Origin of the sequence: Sulfoacidibacillus thermotolerans, assembly GCF_003144315.1 — a bacterium.
Classification (GTDB): Bacteria; Bacillota; Bacilli; order Alicyclobacillales; family SLC66; genus Sulfoacidibacillus; species Sulfoacidibacillus thermotolerans.
This window is the reverse complement of record NZ_MPDK01000007.1, coordinates 103,151-129,198: the sequence shown is the minus strand read 5'-3', so window position 1 is coordinate 129,198 and position 26,048 is coordinate 103,151. Positions and strand designations below refer to the sequence as shown.

The window sequence follows — 26,048 nt, the reverse complement described above, 5'->3', positions numbered from 1 at the left end:
GACAAGCGCACCCATTCTCATCGCCTGTTGGTATGCGTGTGCCGCGACGCTTCGCACGTGCACTGCGTCCAAGATTGAAAGATTGCATTTTTGCAATTTTTTCGTTTTATGCGATTTGTACTCATACGAATATAGATCCACGCTTTCCTGAGTTCAAGCAGTTCAATCAACCACCAACCACTGTGCAACCGCTCGATCGCGATGGTTTTAAAAAAACTCCCCCCTTTGCAATAGAAGGGGGGAGTTTTTTTAGTAGATTTACACGGGAATCCATTCTTGAATAAGGTTCGAAGATCCCGCATGGAATGTAGTCTCGTATCCACGAACTATCGATACACTCGGAGTTTGTAAAATAACACCCTACAGAGATCAGTACTCATGATCGGTTATCCTATTTTGTGCGTGGTAGTCGCCTCTCTCACGTCTCCCTCTGTAATCTCCTGCATTTGCTCTTTTGTTTGTGCTGCATTCACTTCGATTGGCTCGTAAAATTCGGGATACTCTGAAAGAATCACACTCCGTTGTACAGCCTCCCAATAACCAGACATCATTTTCCGAAACCATGCCATTTTCCGCTCACATCCTTTTTGTTCCTTATCGCTAGTGTTTCCCCCCCGATCCTTTTTATCCCGAAAAAAAACGCTGCAGATCGGTCATTCACGATCTACAGCGTTTTTATCGAGGAGACACCCTCGCGCACTTGTTCAGTATGATGCCCTAAGATCACAGCGTGTATGCATCCATAAGCAATCAAAAAGTCCTGGCGTACCTACTTTTCCTCAGTTTGCCTTCACCAAATGAAGCGGCGGACGAGCATCCGTACGCGAAATATCCGCACCTAGCGTGCGCAATTTACTTACGATGTCACTGTATCCCCGATCGATGTGATCGAGTCCAGTGACAATCGTTTCACCTTCTGCCACGAGTCCGGCGAGCACCAGCGCGGCCCCTGCACGCAAATCTGTAGCGTTCACTTTTGCTCCGGTAAGCGGAGTCCCTCCATCCACAATTGCGCTGCGGCCCTCCACTTTGACTTCAACGCCCATGCGCCGCAATTCCGCCACGTGCAAAAAGCGATTCTCAAAGAGAGTTTCCGTAATAATGCTGACACCTTTTACTGTCGCAAGGAAAGTGAGCATCTGTGCCTGCAAGTCTGTCGGAAACCCAGGATGAGGCAAGGTTTTTACATCCACTGCTTGCAGTGGACCGTCTACTCGCACGCGAATGCCGCGAATGTCATCCTCAATCGTCACCCCCGCCTCACGCAACTTTGCACACAAGGGGCTCAGGTGATTGTAAATCGCACCTTCAACAAACACATCGCCGCGCGTAATTGCCGCCGCTAACATATACGTCCCTGCCTCGATCCGGTCGGGAATCACCGTGTGCATCGCCCCATGCAACTCACTCACGCCTTCAATGCGAATCACGTCCGTTCCCGCTCCACGCACTTTGGCTCCCATTGCATTCAAATAGTTTGCAACATCCACAATCTCCGGTTCTTTGGCCGCATTCTCTATGATTGTCTGCCCTTCCGCCAAAGTCGCTGCCATCATCGTGTTAATCGTCGCACCGACACTCACTACATCAAGATAAACTCGATTGCCGCGCAATCTCCCATCTACAAATCCTTCTACATATCCATGTTCAATGTTAACTCGCGCACCTAACGCCTCAAATCCTTTTATATGTTGATCGACAGGTCGCTCTCCAATATTACAACCGCCCGGCAGTGGTACGCGAAAGTGACCAAGTCGCGCCAGTAGTGGACCCGCAACCCAGAAAGACGCGCGCATCTTGCGCACGAGCTCATAGGGCGCTGTCGTCGTTATAAGGCGCTCCGCGCCGAGTCGCAGTCTTCCATCTGGGGTAAGCTCCGCCTTCGCGCCAAGACTCCTTACCACATCTGCGAGATTTAAAATATCTGTCAAATACGGTACATCATCAATAATCGTCTCGCCTTGCGCTGCAAGTAATGATGCTGCCATAATGGGCAATACAGCGTTTTTCGCGCCGTCTACCCGTACCGACCCCATGAGGCGCTTGCCCCCGGTTATCTTGATTGTAGCCACTCTTTGTACCCCCATAGGCGATCGCGTGCGAACGTTCTCTTCGTCTACCATTGTCCCCACGTAATGCTAGTATTCTAACGTGATAATCGGGCTTCCCACAAGTACCCTCGTATTCTGTTCAAAACTATTTTCATGCATCGCAACTTGTAGATCGATCGTTTGTTGACCCGCACGCAGTGTCGGTACAGAAGCTGCGCCAAAGCCTGCAATGCTTGTCGTATAAAGGTAGGTCATCGCTTGCATCGGCTTTGCATCCGCCGCTTGAAACGCTGCAGCGATCGTCCTTGCCCTCGCCTTTATCGCCAACATTCTGGGCACAGTGCCAAAAAGTGTTGCATTAATTTTAGGCACTCCGCCTGCATATCGTGCGGTCTGAGCGAGCCTGGCCTACGCTTTTGCAAATACCTGTTCATCGTCTGTAAAACCGAGATACCGTAAAATGAGTACGGTTTGTGCAGGCGCATCAGGAAAAACCATGCTCGCCATTTCGACTGTAGCCGTCACGCGTGGAGCACGCGGACCAAAATTGACTGTCCCGGACCACTGAGCTACATGATCTTGCGCATCTTGATGAGTAAATACGTGCATATTTGTTAATCCGAGGTCTGCGGCATACGTGTGTGCTTCTGTTACCAGCGTTTGAACAGGGACAAACTCATTATGTAAGGTTGTCCAATCATGCACCTCAAAGCCAGTCATATGCGCATGTGTAGCGGCAAACGCCTGCTCGACAAACTGCGGGGTCGCATTTGTCTCCGGGCTATGCATCGCGTGCGCAAGCGTCTGCCCGGCCGAAAAAGACAGGATGGTTGCCATCACAAGTCCTAGTAGTGCTAGTTTTTTCATCTCTCGCATCTCCCATGCATCGTCTATGATGCTATGCAGTATGGCCAGGGAGATGCGAGTTTTATACTAGACTCTGAGTTTTAGCTGCGCATCATCGAAGCGCCTGTTACATATTGGATGACAAATCCGGCGATCCCAGTCCCAATCAAAATCGCCAGAAGCAGACGGAAAAGACTAGCGGGCGGCGATTCAGGATTTTTCAAAAACACGTCCCAGCGAACAGCGCCAAGCGCATACCAAGCAAGTAGTGTCCCAACAAGCAGACCCCCGATGGTCACTGCCCCCTGCACGCGAAAAGAAATGTCGGAAAAGATGCCCACTAGCTACCCCTCATTTCTCACTATAGTATTCGACGTCATCTTTCCTTTTTTGTCGCAACTTCTTTTCCAAGTGCGCGATCTGCCAATTGTCGGAGCGTGACATCGTCCATTGGGGGATTGTGCAGTCCAGCGCGGACATCGCGATAGTAACGTTCAAGTGGGTGCGACCGCAAAATACTCTGCCCACCTACTATTCGCATTGCGAGGTCAACCATGGAGACAGCAGCATTTGTAACTGCGTACTTTGCGAGGGCAAGCTCTTCGCGCAAAGCGCGCTTTGCTTCGAGCGTTGGCGCATCATCATAACGGCGTGCCGTAGCAAATAGCACGGACTCTGCAATGCCGCGCTGGACTTCTAACTGGCCGATTTTTTCCCGCACATGCGGCACTGTGGCGATTGGTTGCCCCAAACTATTGGGCGCGTATTTTTTGGCGAAATCGATGGTATAGTCTCGAGCGGCATTAGCAATCCCAAGATATGTCGCAGGGATATGCAACAGCCACCCGGAACCATCACTACTGCGTGCCGTTTTTTGCCCTGGTGCGACGAGGTCAAGCAAATGTTCTTCCGGGACAAAAACATGATCAAGCACCACCGTATGACTGCCGCTGCCGCGCATTGCCATACTGTCCCAAGAGTGTTCCAATTGAACCCCTGCAGCACCTTTTCGCACGAGAAATTCACCTACGCAGTCCACATCTTCCACATAAGCCGTGACAAGGATATGGGTAATTGCTGGACTCCCAGTAGCCCACGTCTTCTTCCCAGTCAAATGATATCCGCCGCCAGGTGCACGCACGGCAAGAGTCGATGGTCGTCCGCCGCGACTCGGACTGCCGCTGTCAGGTTCCGTTCCACAGGCATTGACGAGTGCCTTTCCTTGAACAGCAGATCGGCAAAATTCCGCATAAATAGGTTCTGGCCAAGCACCTGTTAACGCGAGGCTCAGCGTGATGCCAAGGTGCCAGCCCATGACAAGTGCGGCCGATGGGTCTCCATGGGCGAGTCGCTCCTGAGCAAGCAGCAGTTGATATAAGTCACAACCGCGTCCCCCATAAATTTTAGGCACGGTCAATCCCGCGTAGCCGACACTCTGCAAATACGTGATTTGTTCGCTGACGAATGTCCCCTCACGGTCATACCGCTCTGCCCGTATCGCAAGTTTGGATGCAAGCGTTTCGACCCAGGTCACCAGTTCTTCATCTGCTGCATGTCGAATCTGCGCCATCTGCGTCCCCCCTCACCCTTCGCGCAAAAAGACCCGCACAAGGCGGGCCTTCAGTCGATCTTGCGCCATGTCATCATGGCTTCTATTGTAACATGTTTCTAAGATCAGCCAAACCAGTGAACTGTATTTAGAATGTGTAGAAACGGATCGGGAAGCAAGCCGAGAACTAACGTGCCTAGTGCGCACAATCCGACAAGGACAGTCAGCATACTCCCACTGCGTGAACTCTCCACATCTGCTGGTGGCTCTTGTACAAAGATTGCTTTGAGAATGCCAAAGTAGTAATAAAATGCGACGGCAGACGTTGCAAACAGAATCACACCGAGCCAATACTGGCCTGCATTAAACGCCACAAGGAAGATCATGAACTTGCCAAAAAAACCACCTGTTAGAGGCAACCCAGCCAATGAGAGCAAAAAGATTGCCATCATCGCTGCGAGCCAGGGGTGGGTTCGATAGAGTCCGGCAAACGCCTCAACTTGCTCCGATCCCCTCATTTGCGCAACCTTGCCAAATATCGCAAACGCTCCAATGGTCATGAATGCGTAAGCAAATAGATAAAACACTGTCGCTGATAATGCTTGCCACATATCATTGACATTTTGTGTTTGACCGATGGCCGCAAACGGCATAAGGAGATAGCCGACCTGTCCAATACTTGAGTATGCGAGGATGCGTTTGACATTGCGCTGTGCAAGGGCACCAAAATTTCCAATGATCATCGTAAGCACAGCAAGCCATGCGATCACTAACCACCAGTCTTGATACTTCGCCCCGTAGACAAAAAGAAACACGCGTAGGAAAAAAGCAATGACAGCAGCTTTTGAAATCACCGCTAAATATGCAGTAACAGGTGTAGGCGCCCCTTCATAAACATCTGGAGTCCATAAGTGAAACGGCACGACAGAGATTTTCACAGCCACCCCAGCTAGAATGAGCGCAAAGGATACAAATAGGATTGTCCCGTCATTCGCCCACGCATTTTGCAATGTCACGGCAATCTGACCGAGATTTGTTGACCCCGCCACGCCATACAAAAAACTCAGTCCATACAGAATGCTCGCTGATGCAATCGATCCGATAATCAGATATTTAAGTCCGCCCTCAGAGGAGCGCGCATCTTTGCGATTCAGTGCAACAAGAATATACGTTGCGATCGATAACAGTTCTAATCCCACATAGAGGAGAACCAAGTCAATTCCCGAAGTAATGATCATGGCGCCCCCTGAGGCAAAGAGCATGAGATAGGAGTATTCGTATGGCAATGACTGTTTACGTTGTTCTGCAATCGCAAGAAGAAGGACAAAAAACGTGCCAAGCAAGATCAACAATTTAAATAGACTGCTAAATCCATCGACGACATAATCTGCATTCGAATAAAGCAGGATGCCTCCGCCAAAACGCGCAATTGTGACGAGTGCTGCTAGCAAAACATCGATCACTGCGAGCCACGGAGTCACTTTTCGCTGTTGTTGCGGCAGCAGCAACTCGATCAACATGATGAGGAAGGCTCCACCGATGACGATGAGTTCGGGTCCCATACTGCGCCAGACATCGCTAAAGGATAACCATTGCACCGCGCTTCCCACGCTACTAACCCCCTATCCTTGCTGCGATCGCCTGTGCAGTGCCATGCACTACGTCGCCAAGCACGCCCGGAAAAACTCCTATTAACACTACGAGCGCGACTAAGATCACCATGGGCACCATTTCAACCGCATTTGCATCCGTCATCACGGGCAACGCGGTGTTCACTGGGCCAAATGTAGTGCGTTGCATCGCCCACAAAAGATAGAACGCAGCAAAAATCATGCCAAGAGTCGCGAGCGCAGACAGCGTCGGAAAGACAGCAAATCCGCCTACGAACAGTGAAAATTCGCTGATAAAGCCGCTGAGTCCTGGAAGTCCAACCGAACCGAGTGCGGCAACCAACATCACTCCTGAAATTACAGGTAATGATTTTGAGAGACCTCCTAAGTTTTCAATCTTGAACGTCCCTGTACGATCGGCCTGTGCACCAACTGTAATAAATAACAAAGCTGTGAGGAGTCCAGAAGACACGAGCATAAAGACCGCACCTTGAATCCCAATTTCTTGCATAGAGCCGATCGCGAGCAGCACTAGACCCATGTGACTAATGCTTGAGAAAGCGATGAGGCGTCGCCAATCTTTTGATGCCACCGCGACGATTGCCCCATACAAAATGCTAATTACTCCGAATACCGCAAGCCACAGCGCGTAATGCGCCAAACCAAGAGGAAGCAGCGAAACGGCAAAACGCAACAGGACATACAGCCCTATTTTCATGAGTGCTCCGCCAATCATCATGTTTGTCCCTGTATCACTATGTTCATGTGCATCTGGCAACCAGGTATGGAACGGGACAAATGCCTCCTCCATCAAGACGGCAAGCAAGAAGACGAGAAACAGTACATTCTGTGTACCCGCTGGAATGTGAATCAGTTTTGCCTCTGTTAAGAGTTGCGAAATCGACAACGTCAAGAAATTCGGTGCATTGGGAATCAAAACGCTGCTACTTGCCACTTGTGCAGTCGTTGCGTAAGCATAGGCCAACCCGATCAAACCCGCGAGTAAGACAACACTTGCAAGTCCACGATAGATCAGAAACTTCGTCGCCGCGTAGTGACGCATTTCCCCGCCCCAGATGTGAATCAACAGATAGCTCGCTACGAGTGTAGACTCCAAGAAGAAGAAGAACGTGAACAAATCTGCTGCAGCAAAAACTCCATACAGACCCATGGTGAGAAAGAGCATCCAGAAATAATGGCTCTTCACGCGCTCTGTCACTTTAAAGCTACGAATCATCGTCAGCGTGCTGATCACGCCAACAAGCACCACGAGCGGCATGGAAATCCCATCTACACCAAACGCGAAGTTAATGTGTAGGGTGAGCATGTTATAGGCGTTCGCAATCGACATCCACGTCGCTGTAAATGGAAATTGCAGATCCGTCGTCTGCTTATCAAACGCAAGATACGCAGCGAATGAGAAGCATGCTGGGATCAAAGCACCAACGAGTCCAACTGCACGAATGATCCCACGTGCTTGTGCCGGCAGGGCAAGAATCAGTAATCCTGCAAGCAAGGGGATTAGAACGATGAAAAGTAAAACATCTGCCATCAGAGGACACCCCCGATTCGAAGCGCAACCAAAGCTAAAGCTGCAAGTCCAAAGGCCGTTACAAGCCCATAGGTTTGGATTTGTCCATCAGCCGAATATTTTAAGGATACGCCACCTGTGTATCCCACCTCACCAATCAACCTGACAAGTCCGTCGACGATCCAGCGATCAAAGAACTGCAGCCCTTCAGCGAGAGTGACGACAGGAAGCACGATGATCAAGGCATACAATTCATCGATATACCACTTGTTGTAACTCAATGCGTACAAAAAGCCCATGCGTTTTGCCCATGCATCTGCTCGCTTGCCGCCCCCATATAAGCTGTAAGCAAGCCCAATGCCAAGCAAACCAACTACGGCCGAAACGGCCATTAATCCCCAATTTGCTGGCGGATCAATCCCCACTGGGCCGTTGGGCTGGAGAAAACGACTGAGTATGGGTGCAAACGGTGTATTGATGAAGCCAGCAAACGTTGCTAGCAAGCCTAACACCAAAAGCGGCAACGTCATCACCCATCCACCCTCGTGCGGATGTTTAGACCCTTTGTATGTTCCTGAAAAAGTAAGAAAGTAGACACGGAAAATATAGACTGCTGTAAAAAACGCTGCGATCAAACCAAATGCGTACAATACATAATGGCCGCTATCGAATGTCGCCGTTAAAATATCATCTTTCGACCAAAATCCAGCAAATGGCGGAATCCCCGACAGCGCGAGCGCCCCTGCGAGAAAAGTTGCATGTGTGATTGGCATGTATTTACGCAATCCACCCATTTCAAAAAGGTCTTGTGTATCAAGCGCATGAATCACACTGCCCGCTGCTAAAAACAGAAGTGCCTTGAAAAACGCATGTGTCATTAGATGAAACATCCCTGAGACGTATGCGCCAACCCCCATCGCAAGCATCATATACCCGAGTTGCGAAACTGTCGAATAGGCAATGACGCGCTTGATATCACGCTGTGTAAGACCGATAGAAGCTGCAAAAATCGCTGTTACTCCTCCGATGATCGCAACCGTCTCACTGGCAGTAGATGAGGCTTCAAAAAGCGGGAACATGCGAGCAACTAAGTACACACCCGCTGCGACCATCGTTGCCGCGTGAATCAATGCGGACACTGGCGTTGGGCCTTCCATCGCGTCTGGCAACCACACATGCAGCGGGAACTGTGCCGATTTGCCAACTGCACCGACAAAGACAAGGAGAGCAGTGAGTGTTACCCATGTCTGCACATTCATCAACCGCGTGATGGCATCATGTCCTAGTGCGCCAAGACTTGCTTGTGCGCTTGCAAAGTGGTGCAGGTGTGAAAAGACGACTGTAAAATCAAAGGATCCCGTCCCTAAGTATAAAAGGATAATCCCAATAAAGAGACCCACATCGCCAATGCGCGTTACAATAAACGCCTTTTTCGCTGCCACGGCCGCTTCTGGCTTGAAGTACCAAAATCCCACCAGAAGGTACGAACACACGCCGACTAATTCCCAAAAGATATAGAGTTCGAGCAAATTCGACGTGATCACGAGACCGAGCATCGAGAACACAAACAAATTCAAGTATTGATAAAAACGTGAGAATCGTTCATCCCCGTGCATGTAGGATTTTGAAAACAGGAATACGAGTGTACTCACAAGTGTGACGACGAGTAACATCATGGCATTTAGATTCGTCACTTGATACCCCATCGTAAGCGTGGTTTGACCAAATGCAAGCCAATTATATACGACTGGTGCATAAGGCCCATGCTGACCCACAGCTGCTACTACCCCAATGGAGATGATCAACCCGATAAGTACTGCGAGTACAGAGATGGCGGTAATCGCCATTTCACTCATGCGCTTTCCTGTGGCTAACAGCACCACATAGGCGATGAGAGGAAGCACGGGAACGAGCCATGTTAGACCGATCATACGATCACCCCTACCACTTCATGGCGTTCATATCGCGCACATCACTCGTGTTGCGCGCGCGAAAGAACGACAGCAAGATTGCGAGACCGACAGCCACTTCTGCTGCAGCGATCGCGATATTAAACAGTGCATAAACTTGCCCTTCGATATTGGGTTTGGGCAGGAAATGTGCAAACGCAACGAGATTAATGTTTGCCGCATTCAGCATCATTTCAATTGAAATCAAAACGATGATCAAATTGCGTTTCGTAAGCGCCCCATACAGTCCGATGCCAAATAATACTGCACCGAGCGCAAGAAAGGGTTGCAAAGCCACGTTTACTCCTCCTTCCTAGCAATCACAGCCGCCCCGACGAGCGCTACGGTAAGCACTGCAGAGACCAACTCAAACGCCACTGTATACTGATGAAAAATCGCATTTGCGATCAGATTCACTGTGGATTGGTGAAAAGGTTGTAATGCCGTCGTGCTTCCCGGCCATGGAGTACTACGGATTGCATACAGCAATGTGCCGACAATGATCGCGACGCTAAGAAAAGTCAACGTCCCACGAAACGGCCCCACTTCTCCCTGTAGATGCCCATTTAATCCACGATGCGTCAGCATCAGCGCGAAGACCATGAGAATTGTGATTGCTCCTGCATAGACCATTACTTGAACTAACCCGACAAAGTCCGCCCCGAGTAGAATAAAAATGCCTGCTACACCGAGAAATACGCCGACAAGTGACACGGCCATATGCATGACATTTGTGAGTGTGAGCATGAAAACACCAGATACGATGATGATCAATGCAAGTACGAAATAGGTGATTGTAGCTCCGGTGATTGGCAGTCCAAATAACATCACGCGTCGCCTCCTTCCCCTGATGACTTTGCTGCAGCCTCAACTTTCGCTTCTTTTGCTGCTTGCTCTTGTGCTTCTTGCGCAGCCTTTGCCTTTTCTTCCTGCAAGCGTTGATAACTCCCATGCTTGACATGGTTCTCATACAACCAATGCATATCTTTATACAGATCATCGCGCGAGTAAGTCGCCAATTCAAAGCGATCGGTCATACGAATCGATTCTGTTGGACACACCTCGGTACAAAGGTCACATAGGATACAAATTTCAAAATTAATATCATACGTATCGATGTGCATCTTCTTGTTCTCATCTCGACTGCCTGAAAGTGAGATGCAACTTGTCGGACAAATCCGAGCACACTGATTGCAGACAATACAGAGTTCAGGGATAAATTCGTGGATCCCACGAAACCGTTCCGGCCACTCTGGTTTTACTTCTGGATATTGCAGCGTTAGCTTTTTCTTCGTCAACTGGCCAAACGTAACACTCAGTCCCTTTAAAAATCCGAACATTTCGCCACCTCCTCCTTGAAAATAGCGTCCGCTCTATAAGATCAGCGACAGCGCCCCCGTGAGTAGGATATTGAACAGCGCAACTGGGATCAGTACCTTCCAGGCAAATCCCATCAACTGATCAATCCGAATACGCGGCATCGTAGCGCGCACCCAAAAGAGGAAAAAGATAAAGGCACTCGTTTTGATCGCAAACCACAGCCAAGAAGGTAGGAAAGGACCCTCCCAACCTCCGAGAAAGAGTGTGGTGCCAAGGGCAGAAATCGCAAACACATAGACATACTCCGCAAGCATGTAAAAAGCGAAGCGAAATCCGGTATACTCTGTAAAATAACCAGCAACTAGTTCTGATTCTGCTTCTGGCAAGTCAAAAGGGGTGCGATTCAGTTCTGCGATCGCTGCGATGACAAAGACGACAAACCCGATGATCTGGGGGATAATGTACCAACCAAAACGATCTGTAGCTTGATGAGTGACGATCGTGTTGAGATTGAGCGATCCTGCAAGCATAATCACCCCGAGAATTGACAATCCAAGAGGTATTTCATAGCTGATCATTTGCGCAGCAGAGCGCAATCCCCCAACCAGTGAATACTTGTTATTGGAAGCCCATCCACCAAGTACAATTCCAACAATCGAGATAGAGGACAATGCGATATAGTATAGCACCCCTACATTTAACCCCGCGGTGAAAATGTGTGTCGCTGTATAGGGAATAACCGCTAGCACCATAAAAGATGGCACAAATGCAATGATGGGTGCAATCAGGAACATCGGCCGATCTGCATTGGCCGGAATAATGTCTTCTTTTAATAGCAATTTAAAAACGTCTGCTGCACTCTGCAATAAGCCGAATGGCCCTACGCGGTTTGGACCGATGCGGTTTTGCATCCAACCGATGACTTTGCGTTCAAAATAAATCGTATACATAACAATAAAAAGGACGAGAAAAAGCACAATGACGGCCCCGATCAGCATCCCTAGAAAATGCATCCAGGTGAGTGGTTGCGTTTGCCATGAAAACATGCTAGGCGTCGACCTCCCCGAGTACAATGTCCACTGCACCAAGGATTGCAATGAGGTTGGCCATACTCTGCCCAATGAGCAGCTTGCGCAGAATCTGCAAATTGACAAAGGAGGGGCGGCGCAGCTTTAAGCGATACGGCTTATCTTTACCGTCTGACACGATATACACACCGAGTTCACCGCGTGCGCCTTCGATACTGCGGTAGTATTCGCCAGCGGGAACACGGATCAATTTCGGCACCTTGCCAAGCACTGGACCCTCTGGAATTTGTGCGACCGCTTGTTCGACGATGCGCAGCGACTGCCGAATCTCTTCTAAATGAAGATAATAGCGATCAAAGCAGTCCCCATTTTTCCCTGTCACCACATCAAATTCAAACTGATTGTAAAGACTGTAGGGACGATTCTTGCGCAGGTCAAATGCGATGCCTGTCGAACGCAAGTTAATCCCTGACAATGAATATTGCAGTGCATCCTCTTTCGTGATCACACCAATGCCCCGCACGCGATGCAAGAAGATTTCATTCCCTGAGATGAGCTTGTCGTACATTTTCACTTTTTCTCGCATAAAGGGGATGAAATCGCGGACTTTTTCAATCCATCCGGGAGGCGCATCCCACTTGACTCCACCCACGCGCATATAATTGTAAGTTAAACGCGCACCGCAAATTTCGTTAAACAATTGGACAATGCGCTCACGCTCCTGAAAGACGTAAAGAAACGGACTCATTGCTCCTAAATCCAGTAGATACGTCCCTAAAAACAACAGGTGTGAGGCAATGCGATTTAGCTCCATCACAATCACGCGCAAATATTCGGCACGCGCTGGAATCTCAAGATCCAGTGCATACTCAACGGTGTGTACGAGCGCGTAATTATTTAACATGGCTGCAAGATAGTCCAATCGGTCGGTATAAGGGATGATTTGTGTATATTGCAACCCTTCGGCCAACTTTTCAGTACCGCGATGTAAATAACCCACGACTGGATCGGCATCTATGATTTGCTCTCCATCCAGAGTGACCACAAGACGGAACACACCATGTGTACTTGGATGTTGAGGTCCAACGTTTAAAATCATCTCTTCGGTTCGAAGTGACGTACTCATCCGCGAGGTTCACCTCCTCGTTGTGGCATGTTTTCAAACTCTGAGTAGTCTTTTCGCAGTGGATGGCCATTCCAACCATCCCACATCATGATACGTCGCAAGTCAGGATGACCTTCAAAGGTGACACCAAGTAAATCAAAGACCTCTCGCTCTTCCCAGTTAACCCCTGGAAATACTGGGGCAAGAGAAGGGAGCACGGCTTGCTCTCGCGGTGTTCGGGTCTTTACGCTGATGTATGTACCCCGCGACATCGCATGCAAGTAGAGCACGACTTCAATATAATCTTTGTAATCGGTTCCAGCGAAAAGCTCAATATAATCGAAACGCTGCTCGGGATCATCGCGCAAAAATGTAATCGCCTCACGCCATTTTGCGGACGCGATTCGCAAAATGGGAACCTCCTTGCTCGCAATGACTTCCTCGACCGTCCCTGCTCCTAGTTTTTGCTCAATCGCAACTTTGATCGCTTCGCCCTGTTGCTTTGCCTGTTCCACACGTGGATCAGGGGGCGCCGGTGCTTTGGCTGCTTTAGCAGGTGCAGCTTTTGCGGTCTTTTCAGGCGCCGCTTTTTCGACCGTCTCACTCGACGCTACTTTATCTGCCTGTTTATCTTCCGCCATCTTAGCTTGACACCTTCCTTCCAGACGCCTCGATGCGGATTTTCTCCTGTAATTTATTGAGTCCATAAATTAAGGCGACAGGGGAGGGTGGACATCCCGGCACGTATACATCCACCGGCACGATCTGATCAACCCCTTTAACGACAGAGTATGAACGCACATACGGCCCACCTGCGGTCGCACAAGACCCCATCGAAACAACCCATTTGGGTTCCGGCATTTGATCGTATAGACGGCGCAATAAGGGAGCCATTTTCTTTGTCACTGTCCCTGCAACAATCATCACGTCAGATTGGCGTGGTGAGGCTCGGAAGATAATCCCGAATCGATCGAGGTCATAATGGGATGCGCCAGCTCCCATCATTTCAATCGCACAACATGCGAGCCCAAAGGTAAGTGGCCATAAACTATTGCTGCGCGCCCATCCTTTTATTTGTTCCAATGGTCCGACGATCACCCCTGCGCGTCGAAGCTCAGAGGATTCCTCCTTCGTAAAGCCTTCGTACTCGATCGTCGGCAATTGGACATGCGGATTCATTTCCATTCGAGCACCTTCTTTCTCCACGCGTAAACAAGGCCAATCACGAGCAACAAAATGAAGATCAACATCTCAACAAATCCAAAAACTCCAAGATGTTTGTACTCCACCGCCCAAGGATACAAAAATACAATTTCTACATCAAATATGACAAATAACAGTGCAAACAGATAGTACCTTACGTTATAACGCGCACGCGCATCCCCCACAGGTTCTAGACCACTCTCATAGGTAGTGGTCTTGGCTCGCGATGGATGATTAGGTCGTAACAGTGGTCCAATGACCATGAGTGAGGAAACTGGTAGAAAAACCCCAAGTGCTAGGAAGATAAGGACAAATAAATAATTATTCCCGTACAAAATCGCCACACCCCCTTTGTTTGGAAGGTTGATTGCGTCGCTGTCTGCACACTTCACATTTTCAACACGTGAGACAGCATTTCTACTAGTGAAACACGGATATTATAACAAAGCCCCCTGTAGGAGTAAAACACCCAGTAAGACTACTTAGTGCTTAGCTTACCCAATTCCCCGTATTTTCGCATCCTTTTTTCACTCGTATAGAAGTTTACGAGCTGTTTTACTCTTTCTTTATGTGTTGTTTCATGCTGAGTCCAGATGTGTTTGCTCATGTACAAAAAGCGCCAGTCTACTCTCGCAGAACTGACGCTATGCTTTTTTAACGGATATTTTCTTTGCCTTCTATTCTGTGTTTAATGACTTCGCCATGTTTTAAGGACAATTCATGTGCTTCTGTCCGATAATTTGCCCGTTGCAACGCCGCTTTGGCTCGCTCGGTCTGCACATCGTCAGCGTGTTCCGCCAAACGTTTTTCAGCTCGTTCTTTAGCGAGCGAGACCCGATCCATATCGATGAATGAGCCAACTTCAGCAGATTCGACAAGGAGTGTAATCCGATCTGGCATCACTTGCAGAAAACCTTCACTCACTGCAAGAAAGTCTTCACCTTCAGCCAATTTGACCTTAATCACTCCTGGCTTTACGGTCGTCGCAAGCGGCGTATGGCGCGGCAAAATTCCTAGTTCCCCACCGCCGCCGCGCAAGGACAGCATCTGTATGTCCATATCAAGCACGACACGGTCGGGGGTTACGACTTGTAATGGTACGGTGCTCAAGCCGACACTTCCTTTGTGCAGTGGGAATCATCCACCCATAGTTTTTCAAGGGACCACTAAAAATGCAAGTGGCATGACCTAGGAGACATAACCGTCTTTCGCCGCTTTTTCCAATACCTCTTCGATCGCCCCGCAATAGCGGAAATAGGCTTCGGGAATCTCATCATGTTTTCCTTCTAAAATTTCCTTGAAGCTGCGTACAGTATCTTTTACAGGAACGTATTTTCCGGGTATGCCCGTAAATTGTTCACCGACAAAGAACGGTTGCGATAAAAAGTTTTGAATTTTACGTGCGCGTGCCACAGTGAGTTTATCTTCATCACTCAACTCATCCATGCCAAGAATCGCAATGATATCTTGCAACTCGCGATACCTTTGCAAAACTTGCTGTATTCCGCGCGCAACTTGGTAGTGTTCTTCCCCTACAATGTCAGGCGACAAAGCGCGTGACGTCGAGGCGAGTGGATCAACCGCTGGGAACAACCCCATTGAAGAAATTCGTCGATCCAGGTTTGTCGTAGCGTCCAAGTGAGCAAACGTGTTAGCCGGCGCTGGATCTGTGTAGTCATCGGCTGGGACGTAAATTGCCTGAATCGAAGTAATCGATCCCCGAACGGTCGAGGCAATCCGTTCTTGTAATTGCCCCATTTCTGTAGCCAACGTCGGTTGATAACCAACGGCAGATGGCATCCGTCCGAGCAATGCAGAAACTTCAGACCCGGCCTGTGTAAAACGAAAGATGTTGTCAATAAAGAACAACACGTCCCGTTGTTCCACATCACGGAAATACTCAGCAATCGTCAATCCACTTAGTGCAACACGCAAGCGAGCACCCGGCGGTTCGTTCATCTGCCCAAATACCATGCTCGTTTTGTCGATAACACCTGAATCTTTCATTTCATGGTAGAGGTCATTCCCTTCGCGTGTCCGCTCTCCAACCCCAGCAAACACGGAGTACCCGCCATGTTCTTTCGCGATATTGTGAATAAGTTCCTGAATTAAAACTGTTTTCCCAACACCCGCGCCACCAAAGAGTCCAACTTTCCCCCCTTTGATATACGGAGCAAGCAAATCAACCACTTTAATTCCCGTCTCAAAGACTTCAGCTTTCGTACTGACGTCTGAAAAATCAGGCGCGGCACGATGAATCGCCCAGCGTTCGGTCACTTCGACAGGTCCTGCTTCATCAATAGGTTCACCAAGCAGATTAAAGATCCGACCCAAAGTGCCCTCGCCAACTGGCATTTCAATAGGACGGCCTGTATCTACCACTTCTGCGCCGCGAACGAGTCCATCCGTGGATGACATTGCAACCGTGCGCAACATGTTATCCCCTAGATGCAACGCCACTTCTAGCGTTAAATGGACCGGCACCTCGCCGTCAATATCCACGCGTAACGCATTGTTAATTGCAGGAAGTTGCCCGCTCGGAAAGCGCACGTCTACTACGGGCCCCATCACCTGCACTACTTTTCCTGTGTTCAAAAAATCTCCTCCTTAGCGATCACTTCAACGCTTCGGCACCGCCGACCACTTCTGCAATTTGCGTGGTGATTGCAGCTTGCCGCGCTCGGTTTAAGGCCAATGTTAAAGAGTCGATCATTTCACCGGCTGCGTCAGAAGCATTGCCCATCGCAGTCATGCGCGCGCCATGTTCACTTGCTTTTGCGTCCAATACGGCCTGATAAACCAGAGTCTCCGCATATTTTGGCAGCAAAGCAGTCAGCAATGTGACTTCGTCTGGCTCATAGAGGAAATTCACCTTTCTGGCCGTATCCGCTTTGCTTAGATCCGTAAGCGGCAGTACTTTTACTGCGACGGTCCGCTGCGTGACCGCATTGATAAACTCGTTGTACACCATGTATAGTTCATCAAACTCTTCCGCTCCGTAAGCACTGACAATCTGCTCCGCTAGCGAACTGATACTTGGATACGTCGGCGAATCTGGTAGACCTGTTGCTTCGCCCGATAATGGATAGCCATGACGGGAGAAAAAATCGCGTCCTTTGCGTCCCACTGCAAAAATAGTGTAGGACGCCTTGTCCTTCCCGCGAAATTCTTGCAGAGCACGTCGAATCACATTCGCATTGTATGCGCCCGCCAATCCGCGATCGGAGGTAATGACTAGATATCCCGTACGTCGAACGGGACGCACAGCAAGCAACGGATGTTTCACAAAGCGCGCAGAATGAGCAATGTCCGCAAGCATTTCCTGCATCTTTTCCAAATAGGGCTTGGAAAGCTGTACTGCCTCTTGCACACGCCGCAACTTTGCAGCGGCAACCATTTCCATCGCCTTTGTAATCTGGGCTGTGTTTTGCACGCTTTTAATCCGCCGTCGTATATCTCTTGGGCTTTGCGCCACTCATTTTCACCACCTTTTACGTTCCTCGAATGGGACACGAAGCTTAGGCGACAAACGTAGCCTTAAATTTCCCCACTGCTTCTTTGAGTAACGCGACAGTGTCATCTGCTAAAGCCTTTGAACTCTCAATCGCCGTAAAAATTTGTGGGTAGTTAGCCGCAACATAACTCAGCCACTGCGCTTCAAATTCGCGCACCGCACTGACTTCTAAGTCGTCCAAGTAGCCATTCACTACTGTCCAGATTGAGACCACTTGTTTCTCAAACGACAGGGGTTCATATTGTCCTTGCTTCAAAATCTCTACCGTGCGTTCGCCACGTGCCAATCGAGCCTGCGTCGCTTTGTCAAGGTCTGAGCCAAATTGCGCAAACGCTTGAAGTTCGCGATATTGCGCAAGATCAAGGCGCAACGTTCCTGCCACCGTCTTCATCGCCTTATATTGTGCAGAACTTCCGACCCGCGACACAGAGGCACCCACGTTGATCGCTGGACGAACCCCTGAGAAGAAGAGATCTGACTCTAAAAAGATTTGCCCATCCGTGATTGAAATCACGTTTGTTGGAATATACGCAGAAATATCTCCTGCCTGTGTTTCGATAAACGGTAAAGCTGTTAGTGAACCCCCACCACGCGCGTCAGACAATTTTGCTGCACGCTCGAGCAGACGTGAATGAAGGTAAAAGACATCCCCAGGAAACGCTTCACGACCTGGCGGGCGACGAAGCAACAACGACATTTCACGGTATGCTGCGGCTTGCTTCGTCAGATCATCATAGATAATCAACGCGTGCTCGCCTTTGTACATGAAATATTCACCCATGCTGCATCCTGCATAGGGTGCAAGATACAAGAGCGGCGCCGGATCTGAGGCATTTGCCGCAACCACTGTCGTATACTCCATGGCTCCATGCTTACGCAGTGTCTCAACCACTTGCGCAACCGTTGATTGCTTTTGGCCAACTGCGACGTATATACACTTCACACCGTTGCCTTTTTGATTCAAGATCGCGTCAAGTGCAATTGCCGTTTTTCCAGTTTGGCGATCACCAATAATCAATTCACGCTGACCACGACCAATTGGAATCATCGCATCAATTGCTTTAATCCCAGTTTGCATCGGTTCAAACACGGAACGCCGATCAATTACACCAGGCGCAGGCGATTCGATTGGACGAAACTCCTTCGCTTCAATCGGACCTAGGTTATCAAGCGGTTGACCCAGTGGATTGACAACGCGCCCTAGCAGTTCAGGACCGACTGGCACTTGCGCAATCCGGCCTGTGCGCCGCACTTGATCCCCTTCTTTAATGCCTGTCACAGAACCCAGAACAATCACACCGACATTGTCTTCTTCAAGGTTAAAGGCAAGCCCAAAGACGCCGTTGGCAAACTCGATCAATTCGCCCGCCATGACGTTATCTAGCCCATAGAGCCGCGCAATCCCGTCGCCGACCTGTAGTACGACTCCTGTCTCGTAGTCCTGGATTTGAGATTCGAATTGCTCGATTTGCTGCCGTATCAGAGCGCTGATTTCATCTGGTCGAATACTCAAAAGGTTCCCTCCTTAGCGGCTTGATTGACCAACAATTTATGGCTAAATTGTGTCAGCGCGCCTCTTACTGTCGCATCAATAATTCGATTTCCTACATGAACACGGTAACCCGCGATCAATTCTGGTCGCACCTCAACCGTTGCTTGTACTTCTTTTTGTAACGCTTTTGCCAATTGCTCGCGCAAAGAAAGCAATTGTTCCTCGTCAAAAACGCGTGCACTTTCGACTTGTACTTCGATTCGTCCCTGTGCCTCGTCTGCCATCTGGTGATACGATTCATAGATCGCTCTGAGATACTCACTGCGATGGCGCACAAAGAGCAAATGAATGAAGTTTTGCAACAAGGTTGGCAACGAATCCCCAAAAACATTTCGGACCACTTGCATTTTTACATCTGGAGTAAGTACAGGATGCTCAAGCAATAATTTGAATGACGGGTATGCGTCAATTGCCTGCGCAATTTCACGCAAACCTGCATCAACAGGCTCGATCACATCTGCTGCTTGCGCCGCCGCGTACAAACCACCTGTATATCGATGAGTAATCGCGCCGATTAGCATGCCAAGTCACCCAGCATTTTTTCGGCCTCTTGCACCATTTCTGCATGCACCGCTTGATCCGCGTGACGATGAAGCAGTTTTTCACTTAATTCCACTGTGAGCGATGACACGGTCGCCATAACTTCTGACATGGCTTCTGCACGCTCGCGTTCAATCAACTGACGGTTTGATTCAAGCAGCCGCTCCGCTTCTGCCTCCGCTGCTGCCACGATCTCGCGGGCTTGTTCATCTGCACGGACGCGCGCTGCATCAACAATTTCTTTCGCTTGTTTTCTAGCTTCTTCTAGTAATGTGTGTTGTTCATTTAAGTATTTCTCGGCTTGTAGACGATTCTGTTCTGCTTCACTGATCTGCCCTTCCACCAACTGGCGACGTTGTTCAAGCATTCGAGCCAAGGGGGCAAATCCGTACGTCTTGATAATCCAAAACATGATCAAGAACGTCACAATCGATACGATAAACGTTCCAAGTTCAAACAATTGTGCCTGTCTCCCCTTTCCAACCGGTATGGATCCACGGCTCACTGCCACTTAGGGTTGTTGCAATGGATTTTGAGCGACTTATAGCGCGCCTTTGGTGAATAGCATAATAATACCGAAAGCAAGTGCGATGACTGGGAACGCTTCAACAAGTGCCACACCAAGTAATGCGCTTGCAAAGATAGAACCACGAGCTTCTGGTTGACGCGAAACACCTTCCACGTACTTACTCATTACAAGACCGTCGCCAACGCCAGATCCCACTGCAGCGAGACCCAACAAAAGGGCGACCGCGATGTCAAATAAAGCGGTTACGAGATTAGCTGTCATTTGTTTACTTCCTCCTCAATGATCTTAAGCATAGGGCTTGTTTCACTGCTCGCGCACGAAGGCGCCTATGCGAGCGTTTTGTCTTTTGTCTTATGCGTGATCCACTTGATCGCCGTATGACTTATGCCCAACATAAAGTGTCATCAAAATCGTAAACACGTACGCCTGAATCGTACTCACAAAGCCACTGTAGAGCAGCCACACGAGCAACAGTGGAATGCTGACCGGAAGCCATCCAAAAATCAACGGAATGGTCAAAATGACGCCAATCAAAGCTTCTCCCGCAAAGATATTGCCATAAAGACGCATGCCGTGCGTAAGCGGGTTTGTAATCTCCTCAATGATTGCCATCGGATTCCGATAGTGGCGAAAATACTGCCTAGGGTGACGCAGACCTTGTGCGTGGCTCAGTATCCACACCATAAATGCCATGCCAAGCGTCATGCTCATATTCGCGGTAGGCGAATCAAATAGCGGAACTTCGCCGTGCGCCATCGCCAAATTTTGCGCTGTCAAGCCAAGCCATGGGATTGGATGATTCAGCTTAATGCTAATCGTCGCGATGAGCCCTAACCAGTTGGCGACAAACAAAAAGATCAGCATCGTGAAAGCCAAAGGCAGAATCCATTGCACCATGCGCTCACTCGGCATTGTATCGCGCGCCATATTGGCTGTAAAATCAATCGCCCACTCAATAAAATTCTGCAGGCCACGCGGCTTGCGCACATCCAGATTGCGCTGGGCAAGACGCAGTAAGACAAGGACGATGATCCCCGTCAATATCATCATGGCGATTGTTACGATATTGATTCGAAAGATCGTGTTATAAAACAGGTATGGGAATGCTGGCACTTTCTCACCTACTTTCCCCCAGGAGTTATTCGTCGGTTCTTCGCATAGCCGTAAAGGCCAAAGAAGAGCAAAACAAAACCAAGCAAATAGCCGACTAGTGCAGCAAACGGGTTAACGCCCGGCGATTTTACCGCGACGACCATTACTGCAATCAGCACGACAAAGCGCGTGACCATCCCAAGCATCCCAGACGCAAACAGAGCTTTTCCTTGTAGCCCGTCACGCAAATGCCCCTGCCGGATCATGCTGTAGTAAACATAGGCCCCACCCAATTCGCCCAAAAGCAATCCGTTCATGTCTGGCTGTGCACTGCGAAAGACAAATCGCGCCACCGCGCTCAGGGCAATGATCCCAATGCCGATTCGCTGCACAACGCGCAAGCGCGCTTGTAATCTTTCGATATCGTTCACGACTTACCACCCAAAAGTTGTTTAATTAAGAACGATAAGCCAGATATCCCTACAATCAAACCAAACAAAACTCCGATTGCGGTCAACCATGGGCGTCCCCATCGATCCGCAAGGAGATGGCCAAGGAATCCGAACACCGTCATGGTCACCAACACCTGCAAGGATGCACCCGAAAAGATTGCAACTGCCTTCCAAGTGTTAAATGGTGCCGTAGGTTTTTTATCATTCTTGTCGAAATCCCTCACCGCCCCTAGCATGCATAAAGGAGTTGAGTGTCTCATTGACCTAATCCCTACATCGCCAAGTCGCGTTAACTTGTATGGCAAAATATTCCTAGTCTGAAATATTCGCGCAGTAGGGTACACGCATGAGTCCTTGCTTATACTACACTATGCTAAAATTTATTGTCAACGACTGAAAGCGGTAATCATATCGTTTACAGCAAGGGTTCTAAAAAAAAACTTAATTCGCGAAATAAGAATGATCATGCACAGGAACGGATAAATATCAAAGCGGCGGCACTTTTTGAACAATTCGTGTCCATTCTTTATGCCGCCGCCATTCTCGTCAGGAAACAGTCCATGCAAACGAATTCATTTCGTCGACTCGTCATCCTCGACTTCTGTATGTTCTGCCACCACGTGCAGATAGTCGTAGCCATGTGTACAATGTTCACAGTGAACGCGAACCACGCGCTCGCCTACAGGAACAGACACATGATTAATTTTTCCACAACGCGGACACCCCGAATCAACTTCCCAATGTTTATGCACCACGCTCGCACTGCCCCTCCTCAGGTTCACGATGTACCTTTTCTGCATTTTTGCACTTTGCGCAGATTCCTGCTACCCACGCAAAATCCGCACACCCTATCAGGGACACTATGTGTCCCTGCGTTGCAGAACTGATCCTTCCTTTTAATTAGAGACGTTCTACGACCATTGCAACACCCTGACCGCCACCGATGCAAAGCGTTGCAAGCCCCATCTTACCTCCTGTCCGCTGTAATCCATAGAGTAGTGTGACTAAGACACGTGCGCCAGAAGCGCCAATCGGATGTCCCAAAGCAATAGCCCCGCCACTTATATTGACTTTCCTTTCATCCAATCCAAGTTCCTGCCCTACTGCAAGCGCTTGCGCAGCAAACGCTTCATTGGCCTCAATCAGGTCCATATCCGCCACCGATAACCCTGATTTATTTAACAATTTTTGCGTTGCATATATCGGTCCAAGTCCCATCACAGCGGGATCCAGCCCTGCAGACGAATACGCAACAATGCGAGCAAGTGGCTTTACTCCGAGCTGTTCCGCCCGCTCTTTTGCCATCACAAGCACCGCCGCCGCACCATCGTTGATTCCAGATGCATTTCCCGCTGTAACACTCCCGTTTTGCTTGAAAGCAGGACGAAGTTTTGCGAGAGCTTCAATTGTCGTTTTGCGCGGATACTCGTCTGTGTCAAACACCACAGGCTCTCCCTTTTTCTGCGGGAGTGTGACTGGGACAATTTCGTCTTTGAAATGTCCAGCTGCAATCGCTGCCAGCGCACGCTCTTGCGACTGCAACGAAAAGCGATCTTGCTCTTCACGTGAAATGTGGTTGCGCTCCGCTACATTTTCGGCAGTAATCCCCATATGCACCTGATTAAATGCGCACCACAATCCATCGCGAATCATACTATCAACGACTTTTTGGTCACCCATTCGGTACCCCGTACGTGCTCCTTCAAGCAGATAAGGAGCACGGCTCATATTCTCCATGCCTCCTGCCACGACAACGTCTTGGTCGCCTGCACGGATCGACTGCGCTGCAAGCGCCACTGATTTCAAACCAGAGCCGCACACCTTATTCACCGTGAAAGAAGGCAACTCATACGAAAGGCCTGCCTTAACCGCCGCTTGGCGAGCTGGATTTTGGCCAAGTCCAGCCTGTAAAACATTGCCCATGATCACCTCATCGACAAGATCTCCAGAGACGCCCGCGCGCGCTAGCGCTTCGCGAATGACGATCGCCCCGAGTTCCGGAGCCGGTATCCCTGCTAAGCTGCCCCCAAAACTACCAATCGCTGTCCGCGCCGCACTTACAATCACCGCTTCTGTCATCGTTCTCTACCCCTTTCGGATGTTCAATCGATTGCAGATCCCCATACTATAAACGAATGAAAACTGGCTTTTACTTGTGCTGTTTCGGTTTGGGTATAAAGGGAGCCGGCCGTTCACCCAGTTGAAAGTAGTGCCGCAATGCCTGTACAATGCGTTGCGAGGCAAAGCCATCGCCATAGGGACTCGCGGCAATCGACATCTTCTCATATTCTTCAACATGATCCAGCAAATCCGCTGCAGCGCGCAGAATCTTGCCGTGTTCTGTGCCGACAAGGCGCAACGTACCCGCCTCAATGCCTTCCGGACGCTCAGTGGTATCCCGCAGGACAAGACAGGGGACGCCTAAAAATGGCGCTTCTTCCTGAACGCCGCCAGAGTCAGTCAAAATAAGGTACGATTTCGCCATAAAATTGTGCGCATCGATCACCTCCAATGGGTCGATGAGTGCAATGCGCGGATGGCCCCCTAGCAAACGATTGGCCGGTTCGCGCACAGCAGGATTCAAATGTACCGGATATACGACATAAACATCCGGATAGAGATCCACCAATTCCCGCACAGCTGTGAAAATATTTTCGAGCTTCTCCCCTATATTTTCGCGCCGATGTGCTGTCATGTAAATAAGTCGACGCGATTCACCCACCTCTGCAAGCACTGGATGCTCATAGTTTTTCTGTACGGTTGTGCGCATCGCATCAATCGCCGTATTCCCTGTGATGTAAATGTGGTCTTTCACTTTGCCTTCACGCAGCAAGTTGTCTGCCGCAACGTTGGTCGGCGCAAAGTGTAAGTCGGCAAGTACACCCGTCAATTGCCGATTCATCTCCTCCGGATAGGGAGAATATTTATCCCACGTACGCAACCCAGCTTCCACATGACCGATCGCGATTTGCTGGTAGAACGCTGCAAGGCTCGCGATAAATGTCGTTGTCGTATCCCCATGTACCAGCACAATATCCGGACGCACTTCTTCTAAGACACCCGCAAGTAATTCGAGTACTTTCGTAGAAATTTTCGTCAGTGTCTGACGCGCTTCCATCACATTTAAATCGTAATCTGGGCGGATTGCAAAAGCGCTTAGCACTTGATCCAATTGTTCTCTATGCTGCGCAGTGACACACACTGTGGTTTCAAACTCTGCCGAGGCCTGCAATTCCTTGACGAGCGGCGCCATTTTAACCGCTTCTGGGCGCGTGCCAAACACCGTCATCACGCGTTTTCGCGTCACCTGATCATCCCCTTGCACTTATAGTGTGCCAAATATGCGATCGCCTGCATCACCTAGACCCGGCACAATATATCCATGATCGTTTAGACCTTGATCGACTACTACCGCATATATTTGAACATCTGGATGATTGCTTTGCACCTTAGCAATTCCTTCAGGGGCTGCGAGAATGGAAGCCAGTTTAATCCGTCGAGCGCCTCTTGACTTTAACAAATCGAGCGCTGCCGTGGCAGATCCACCTGTCGCAAGCATTGGATCTAAGACAATTACCACACTCTCACTCATGCCAGCAGGTGTATTGGCATAATACTCTACGGGCAGGAGTGTTTCAGGATCACGGTACATGCCGAGATGTCCGACTTTAGCGGTCGGAATCCATTGCAACATCCCTTCCATCATACCAAGCCCGGCTCGCAAAATGGGAATCAGGGTCACTTCCTCTTTGCTGCGTACTACCGTCGCTTGTGCAATAGGCGTCTGGACTGTGACTGACTCTGTTTTGAGATCATCCGTGCATTCAATCGCTAAAAGTAGAGATAATTCTTGGACGAGGCGTCGAAAAGTCGGCACATCTGTCGCCTGCTCGCGCAGCCGCCCGATCTTTTCAAGAGCGAGGGGATGGTTTATCTCGCGAATCGGTTTCAAATCACACTCTCCTCTTATACCACTTTAAACACACATATGGAGTCATTATATCAAACCCACGAGACTTCGCTACTATGACACATAGAGGAGGAGTTTTCCCTTCCCCTCGTATAGAATGGCTTTTCCATGTTAAAATTGATTAGTTATAGCGCACTTTTAATGCCATTCTAACTTTTGTCGCCTACAATAGCTAAAGATGTCTTGTACATCGTTTGGAGATAAGGA

General features: G+C 49.3%; 31 protein-coding genes and 1 pseudogene. 1 reads left to right on the top strand and 31 read right to left on the bottom strand.

What is annotated here, in order from left to right:
• The coding region (locus tag BM613_RS15310; protein WP_219930646.1) for a hypothetical protein at positions 1-284 on the top strand (284 nt) is incomplete at its 5' end.
• Positions 285-386: 102 nt separating this feature from the next.
• Here BM613_RS15310 and BM613_RS06275 read toward each other — a convergent pair.
• The 31 genes and pseudogenes from BM613_RS06275 to upp all read right to left on the bottom strand — a co-directional run bounded on the left by BM613_RS06275 (position 387) and on the right by upp (position 25,823).
• Positions 387-548 (bottom strand): hypothetical protein, encoded by a 162-nt coding sequence (locus BM613_RS06275; protein ID WP_219930645.1) that lies wholly within the window; start codon positions 546-548, stop codon positions 387-389.
• A gap of 231 nt (positions 549-779) precedes the next feature.
• Positions 780-2,072: a UDP-N-acetylglucosamine 1-carboxyvinyltransferase gene (gene murA / locus BM613_RS06270; RefSeq protein WP_146192771.1), complete on the bottom strand. Its 1,293-nt coding sequence runs from the start codon at positions 2,070-2,072 to the stop codon at positions 780-782.
• Between the two features lie 66 nt (positions 2,073-2,138).
• Positions 2,139-2,429: pseudogene (locus BM613_RS06265) on the bottom strand (YwmB family TATA-box binding protein); the annotation flags it as partial.
• A 30-nt stretch (positions 2,430-2,459) separates the two neighbouring features.
• Entirely contained in the window at positions 2,460-2,918 is a 459-nt protein-coding gene (locus BM613_RS06260) for a hypothetical protein (protein ID WP_109430300.1), read from the bottom strand.
• An 80-nt stretch (positions 2,919-2,998) separates the two neighbouring features.
• Positions 2,999-3,238: a DUF1146 family protein gene (locus BM613_RS06255; protein ID WP_109430299.1), complete on the bottom strand. Its 240-nt coding sequence runs from the start codon at positions 3,236-3,238 to the stop codon at positions 2,999-3,001.
• Positions 3,239-3,273: 35 nt separating this feature from the next.
• Positions 3,274-4,467 (bottom strand): acyl-CoA dehydrogenase family protein, encoded by a 1,194-nt coding sequence (locus tag BM613_RS06250; protein ID WP_109430298.1) that lies wholly within the window; start codon positions 4,465-4,467, stop codon positions 3,274-3,276.
• 104 nt (positions 4,468-4,571) lie between these two features.
• Positions 4,572-6,056, bottom strand: a complete 1,485-nt coding sequence (locus BM613_RS06245; RefSeq protein ID WP_109430297.1) for an NADH-quinone oxidoreductase subunit N — start codon at positions 6,054-6,056, stop codon at positions 4,572-4,574.
• Positions 6,057-6,060: 4 nt separating this feature from the next.
• Positions 6,061-7,608, bottom strand: coding sequence for a complex I subunit 4 family protein (locus tag BM613_RS06240; RefSeq protein ID WP_109430296.1), 1,548 nt, complete (start codon positions 7,606-7,608; stop codon positions 6,061-6,063).
• On the bottom strand, positions 7,608-9,518 hold the full coding sequence (nuoL, locus tag BM613_RS06235) for an NADH-quinone oxidoreductase subunit L (protein WP_109430295.1): 1,911 nt from the start codon (positions 9,516-9,518) through the stop codon (positions 7,608-7,610). Before nuoL ends, BM613_RS06240 begins: the two co-directional genes overlap by 1 nt.
• Positions 9,519-9,528: 10 nt before the next feature.
• Positions 9,529-9,834, bottom strand: a complete 306-nt coding sequence (gene nuoK, locus BM613_RS06230) for an NADH-quinone oxidoreductase subunit NuoK (protein ID WP_109430294.1) — start codon at positions 9,832-9,834, stop codon at positions 9,529-9,531.
• A gap of 2 nt (positions 9,835-9,836) precedes the next feature.
• Entirely contained in the window at positions 9,837-10,364 is a 528-nt protein-coding gene (locus BM613_RS06225) for an NADH-quinone oxidoreductase subunit J (protein WP_109430293.1), read from the bottom strand.
• Complete coding sequence (locus BM613_RS06220; RefSeq protein WP_109430292.1) at positions 10,364-10,876, bottom strand: NuoI/complex I 23 kDa subunit family protein; 513 nt, start codon at positions 10,874-10,876, stop codon at positions 10,364-10,366. Before BM613_RS06220 ends, BM613_RS06225 begins: the two co-directional genes overlap by 1 nt.
• 33 nt (positions 10,877-10,909) lie before the next feature.
• Positions 10,910-11,902 (bottom strand): NADH-quinone oxidoreductase subunit NuoH, encoded by a 993-nt coding sequence (gene nuoH, locus BM613_RS06215; RefSeq protein WP_109430291.1) that lies wholly within the window; start codon positions 11,900-11,902, stop codon positions 10,910-10,912.
• Between the two features lies 1 nt (position 11,903).
• On the bottom strand, positions 11,904-13,010 hold the full coding sequence (locus BM613_RS06210) for an NADH-quinone oxidoreductase subunit D (protein WP_109430290.1): 1,107 nt from the start codon (positions 13,008-13,010) through the stop codon (positions 11,904-11,906).
• The gene (locus BM613_RS06205) at positions 13,007-13,630 is read right to left on the bottom strand and encodes an NADH-quinone oxidoreductase subunit C (protein WP_181362921.1); all 624 of its coding nucleotides are present in this window, start codon (positions 13,628-13,630) and stop codon (positions 13,007-13,009) included. The genes BM613_RS06210 and BM613_RS06205 overlap by 4 nt, the downstream gene beginning before the upstream one ends.
• A 1-nt stretch (position 13,631) precedes the next feature.
• A complete protein-coding gene (locus tag BM613_RS06200) occupies positions 13,632-14,174 on the bottom strand; it encodes a NuoB/complex I 20 kDa subunit family protein (RefSeq protein WP_181362920.1) in 543 nt (180 codons plus the stop codon).
• Positions 14,165-14,536, bottom strand: coding sequence for an NADH-quinone oxidoreductase subunit A (locus BM613_RS06195; protein WP_109430288.1), 372 nt, complete (start codon positions 14,534-14,536; stop codon positions 14,165-14,167). Before BM613_RS06195 ends, BM613_RS06200 begins: the two co-directional genes overlap by 10 nt.
• Before the next feature lie 310 nt (positions 14,537-14,846).
• Entirely contained in the window at positions 14,847-15,302 is a 456-nt protein-coding gene (atpC, locus tag BM613_RS06190; protein WP_109430287.1) for an ATP synthase F1 subunit epsilon, read from the bottom strand.
• A gap of 78 nt (positions 15,303-15,380) precedes the next feature.
• Positions 15,381-16,787 carry a F0F1 ATP synthase subunit beta gene (atpD, locus tag BM613_RS06185; RefSeq protein WP_109430286.1) on the bottom strand — a complete coding sequence of 469 codons (1,407 nt, stop codon included), beginning with the start codon at positions 16,785-16,787 and terminating at the stop codon, positions 15,381-15,383.
• Positions 16,788-16,806: 19 nt separating this feature from the next.
• Positions 16,807-17,667, bottom strand: coding sequence for an ATP synthase F1 subunit gamma (atpG, locus tag BM613_RS06180; RefSeq protein WP_109430285.1), 861 nt, complete (start codon positions 17,665-17,667; stop codon positions 16,807-16,809).
• A 43-nt stretch (positions 17,668-17,710) separates the two neighbouring features.
• Positions 17,711-19,219 carry a F0F1 ATP synthase subunit alpha gene (gene atpA / locus BM613_RS06175; protein ID WP_109430284.1) on the bottom strand — a complete coding sequence of 503 codons (1,509 nt, stop codon included), beginning with the start codon at positions 19,217-19,219 and terminating at the stop codon, positions 17,711-17,713.
• Positions 19,216-19,779 carry an ATP synthase F1 subunit delta gene (gene atpH / locus BM613_RS06170; protein ID WP_109430283.1) on the bottom strand — a complete coding sequence of 188 codons (564 nt, stop codon included), beginning with the start codon at positions 19,777-19,779 and terminating at the stop codon, positions 19,216-19,218. The genes atpA and atpH overlap by 4 nt, the downstream gene beginning before the upstream one ends.
• A complete protein-coding gene (gene atpF / locus BM613_RS06165; RefSeq protein ID WP_245926277.1) occupies positions 19,773-20,309 on the bottom strand; it encodes a F0F1 ATP synthase subunit B in 537 nt (178 codons plus the stop codon). The genes atpH and atpF overlap by 7 nt, the downstream gene beginning before the upstream one ends.
• A 30-nt stretch (positions 20,310-20,339) precedes the next feature.
• Positions 20,340-20,588: an ATP synthase F0 subunit C gene (atpE, locus tag BM613_RS06160; RefSeq protein WP_109430282.1), complete on the bottom strand. Its 249-nt coding sequence runs from the start codon at positions 20,586-20,588 to the stop codon at positions 20,340-20,342.
• Positions 20,589-20,678: 90 nt separating this feature from the next.
• On the bottom strand, positions 20,679-21,440 hold the full coding sequence (gene atpB, locus BM613_RS06155) for a F0F1 ATP synthase subunit A (RefSeq protein ID WP_109430281.1): 762 nt from the start codon (positions 21,438-21,440) through the stop codon (positions 20,679-20,681).
• Positions 21,441-21,448: 8 nt separating this feature from the next.
• Positions 21,449-21,850, bottom strand: coding sequence for an ATP synthase subunit I (locus BM613_RS06150; protein WP_245926276.1), 402 nt, complete (start codon positions 21,848-21,850; stop codon positions 21,449-21,451).
• Positions 21,847-22,107 carry an AtpZ/AtpI family protein gene (locus BM613_RS15730; protein ID WP_342767157.1) on the bottom strand — a complete coding sequence of 87 codons (261 nt, stop codon included), beginning with the start codon at positions 22,105-22,107 and terminating at the stop codon, positions 21,847-21,849. The genes BM613_RS06150 and BM613_RS15730 overlap by 4 nt, the downstream gene beginning before the upstream one ends.
• A gap of 336 nt (positions 22,108-22,443) precedes the next feature.
• Entirely contained in the window at positions 22,444-22,626 is a 183-nt protein-coding gene (locus BM613_RS06140; RefSeq protein ID WP_109430279.1) for a hypothetical protein, read from the bottom strand.
• Positions 22,627-22,771: 145 nt separating this feature from the next.
• Entirely contained in the window at positions 22,772-23,950 is a 1,179-nt protein-coding gene (locus BM613_RS06135; protein ID WP_109430278.1) for an acetyl-CoA C-acetyltransferase, read from the bottom strand.
• A gap of 70 nt (positions 23,951-24,020) precedes the next feature.
• Positions 24,021-25,160 carry a non-hydrolyzing UDP-N-acetylglucosamine 2-epimerase gene (wecB, locus tag BM613_RS06130; protein ID WP_109430320.1) on the bottom strand — a complete coding sequence of 380 codons (1,140 nt, stop codon included), beginning with the start codon at positions 25,158-25,160 and terminating at the stop codon, positions 24,021-24,023.
• A 36-nt stretch (positions 25,161-25,196) separates the two neighbouring features.
• Entirely contained in the window at positions 25,197-25,823 is a 627-nt protein-coding gene (gene upp / locus BM613_RS06125) for a uracil phosphoribosyltransferase (protein WP_109430277.1), read from the bottom strand.
• Between the last annotated feature and the right edge of the window lie 225 nt (positions 25,824-26,048).

Coding starts and splice junctions, on each gene's coding strand:
- BM613_RS06225 (WP_109430293.1), bottom strand. CDS start 10,364: ATGTTATTTGGACTGCCAATCACCGGAGCTACAATCACCTATTTCGTA.
- BM613_RS06260 (WP_109430300.1), bottom strand. CDS start 2,918: ATGAAAAAACTAGCACTACTAGGACTTGTGATGGCAACCATCCTGTCT.
- BM613_RS15730 (WP_342767157.1), bottom strand. CDS start 22,107: ATGCTAGGGGCGGTGAGGGATTTCGACAAGAATGATAAAAAACCTACG.
- nuoL (WP_109430295.1), bottom strand. CDS start 9,518: ATGATCGGTCTAACATGGCTCGTTCCCGTGCTTCCTCTCATCGCCTAT.
- BM613_RS06250 (WP_109430298.1), bottom strand. CDS start 4,467: ATGGCGCAGATTCGACATGCAGCAGATGAAGAACTGGTGACCTGGGTC.
- atpE (WP_109430282.1), bottom strand. CDS start 20,588: ATGACAGCTAATCTCGTAACCGCTTTATTTGACATCGCGGTCGCCCTT.
- BM613_RS06210 (WP_109430290.1), bottom strand. CDS start 13,010: ATGAGTACGTCACTTCGAACCGAAGAGATGATTTTAAACGTTGGACCT.
- nuoH (WP_109430291.1), bottom strand. CDS start 11,902: ATGTTTTCATGGCAAACGCAACCACTCACCTGGATGCATTTTCTAGGG.
- BM613_RS06275 (WP_219930645.1), bottom strand. CDS start 548: ATGTCTGGTTATTGGGAGGCTGTACAACGGAGTGTGATTCTTTCAGAG.
- wecB (WP_109430320.1), bottom strand. CDS start 25,160: ATGACGGTGTTTGGCACGCGCCCAGAAGCGGTTAAAATGGCGCCGCTC.
- BM613_RS06135 (WP_109430278.1), bottom strand. CDS start 23,950: ATGACAGAAGCGGTGATTGTAAGTGCGGCGCGGACAGCGATTGGTAGT.
- BM613_RS06240 (WP_109430296.1), bottom strand. CDS start 7,608: ATGGCAGATGTTTTACTTTTCATCGTTCTAATCCCCTTGCTTGCAGGA.
- BM613_RS06200 (WP_181362920.1), bottom strand. CDS start 14,174: ATGGAAATGAATCCGCATGTCCAATTGCCGACGATCGAGTACGAAGGC.
- BM613_RS06205 (WP_181362921.1), bottom strand. CDS start 13,630: ATGGCGGAAGATAAACAGGCAGATAAAGTAGCGTCGAGTGAGACGGTC.
- atpH (WP_109430283.1), bottom strand. CDS start 19,779: ATGCTAATCGGCGCGATTACTCATCGATATACAGGTGGTTTGTACGCG.
- BM613_RS06220 (WP_109430292.1), bottom strand. CDS start 10,876: ATGTTCGGATTTTTAAAGGGACTGAGTGTTACGTTTGGCCAGTTGACG.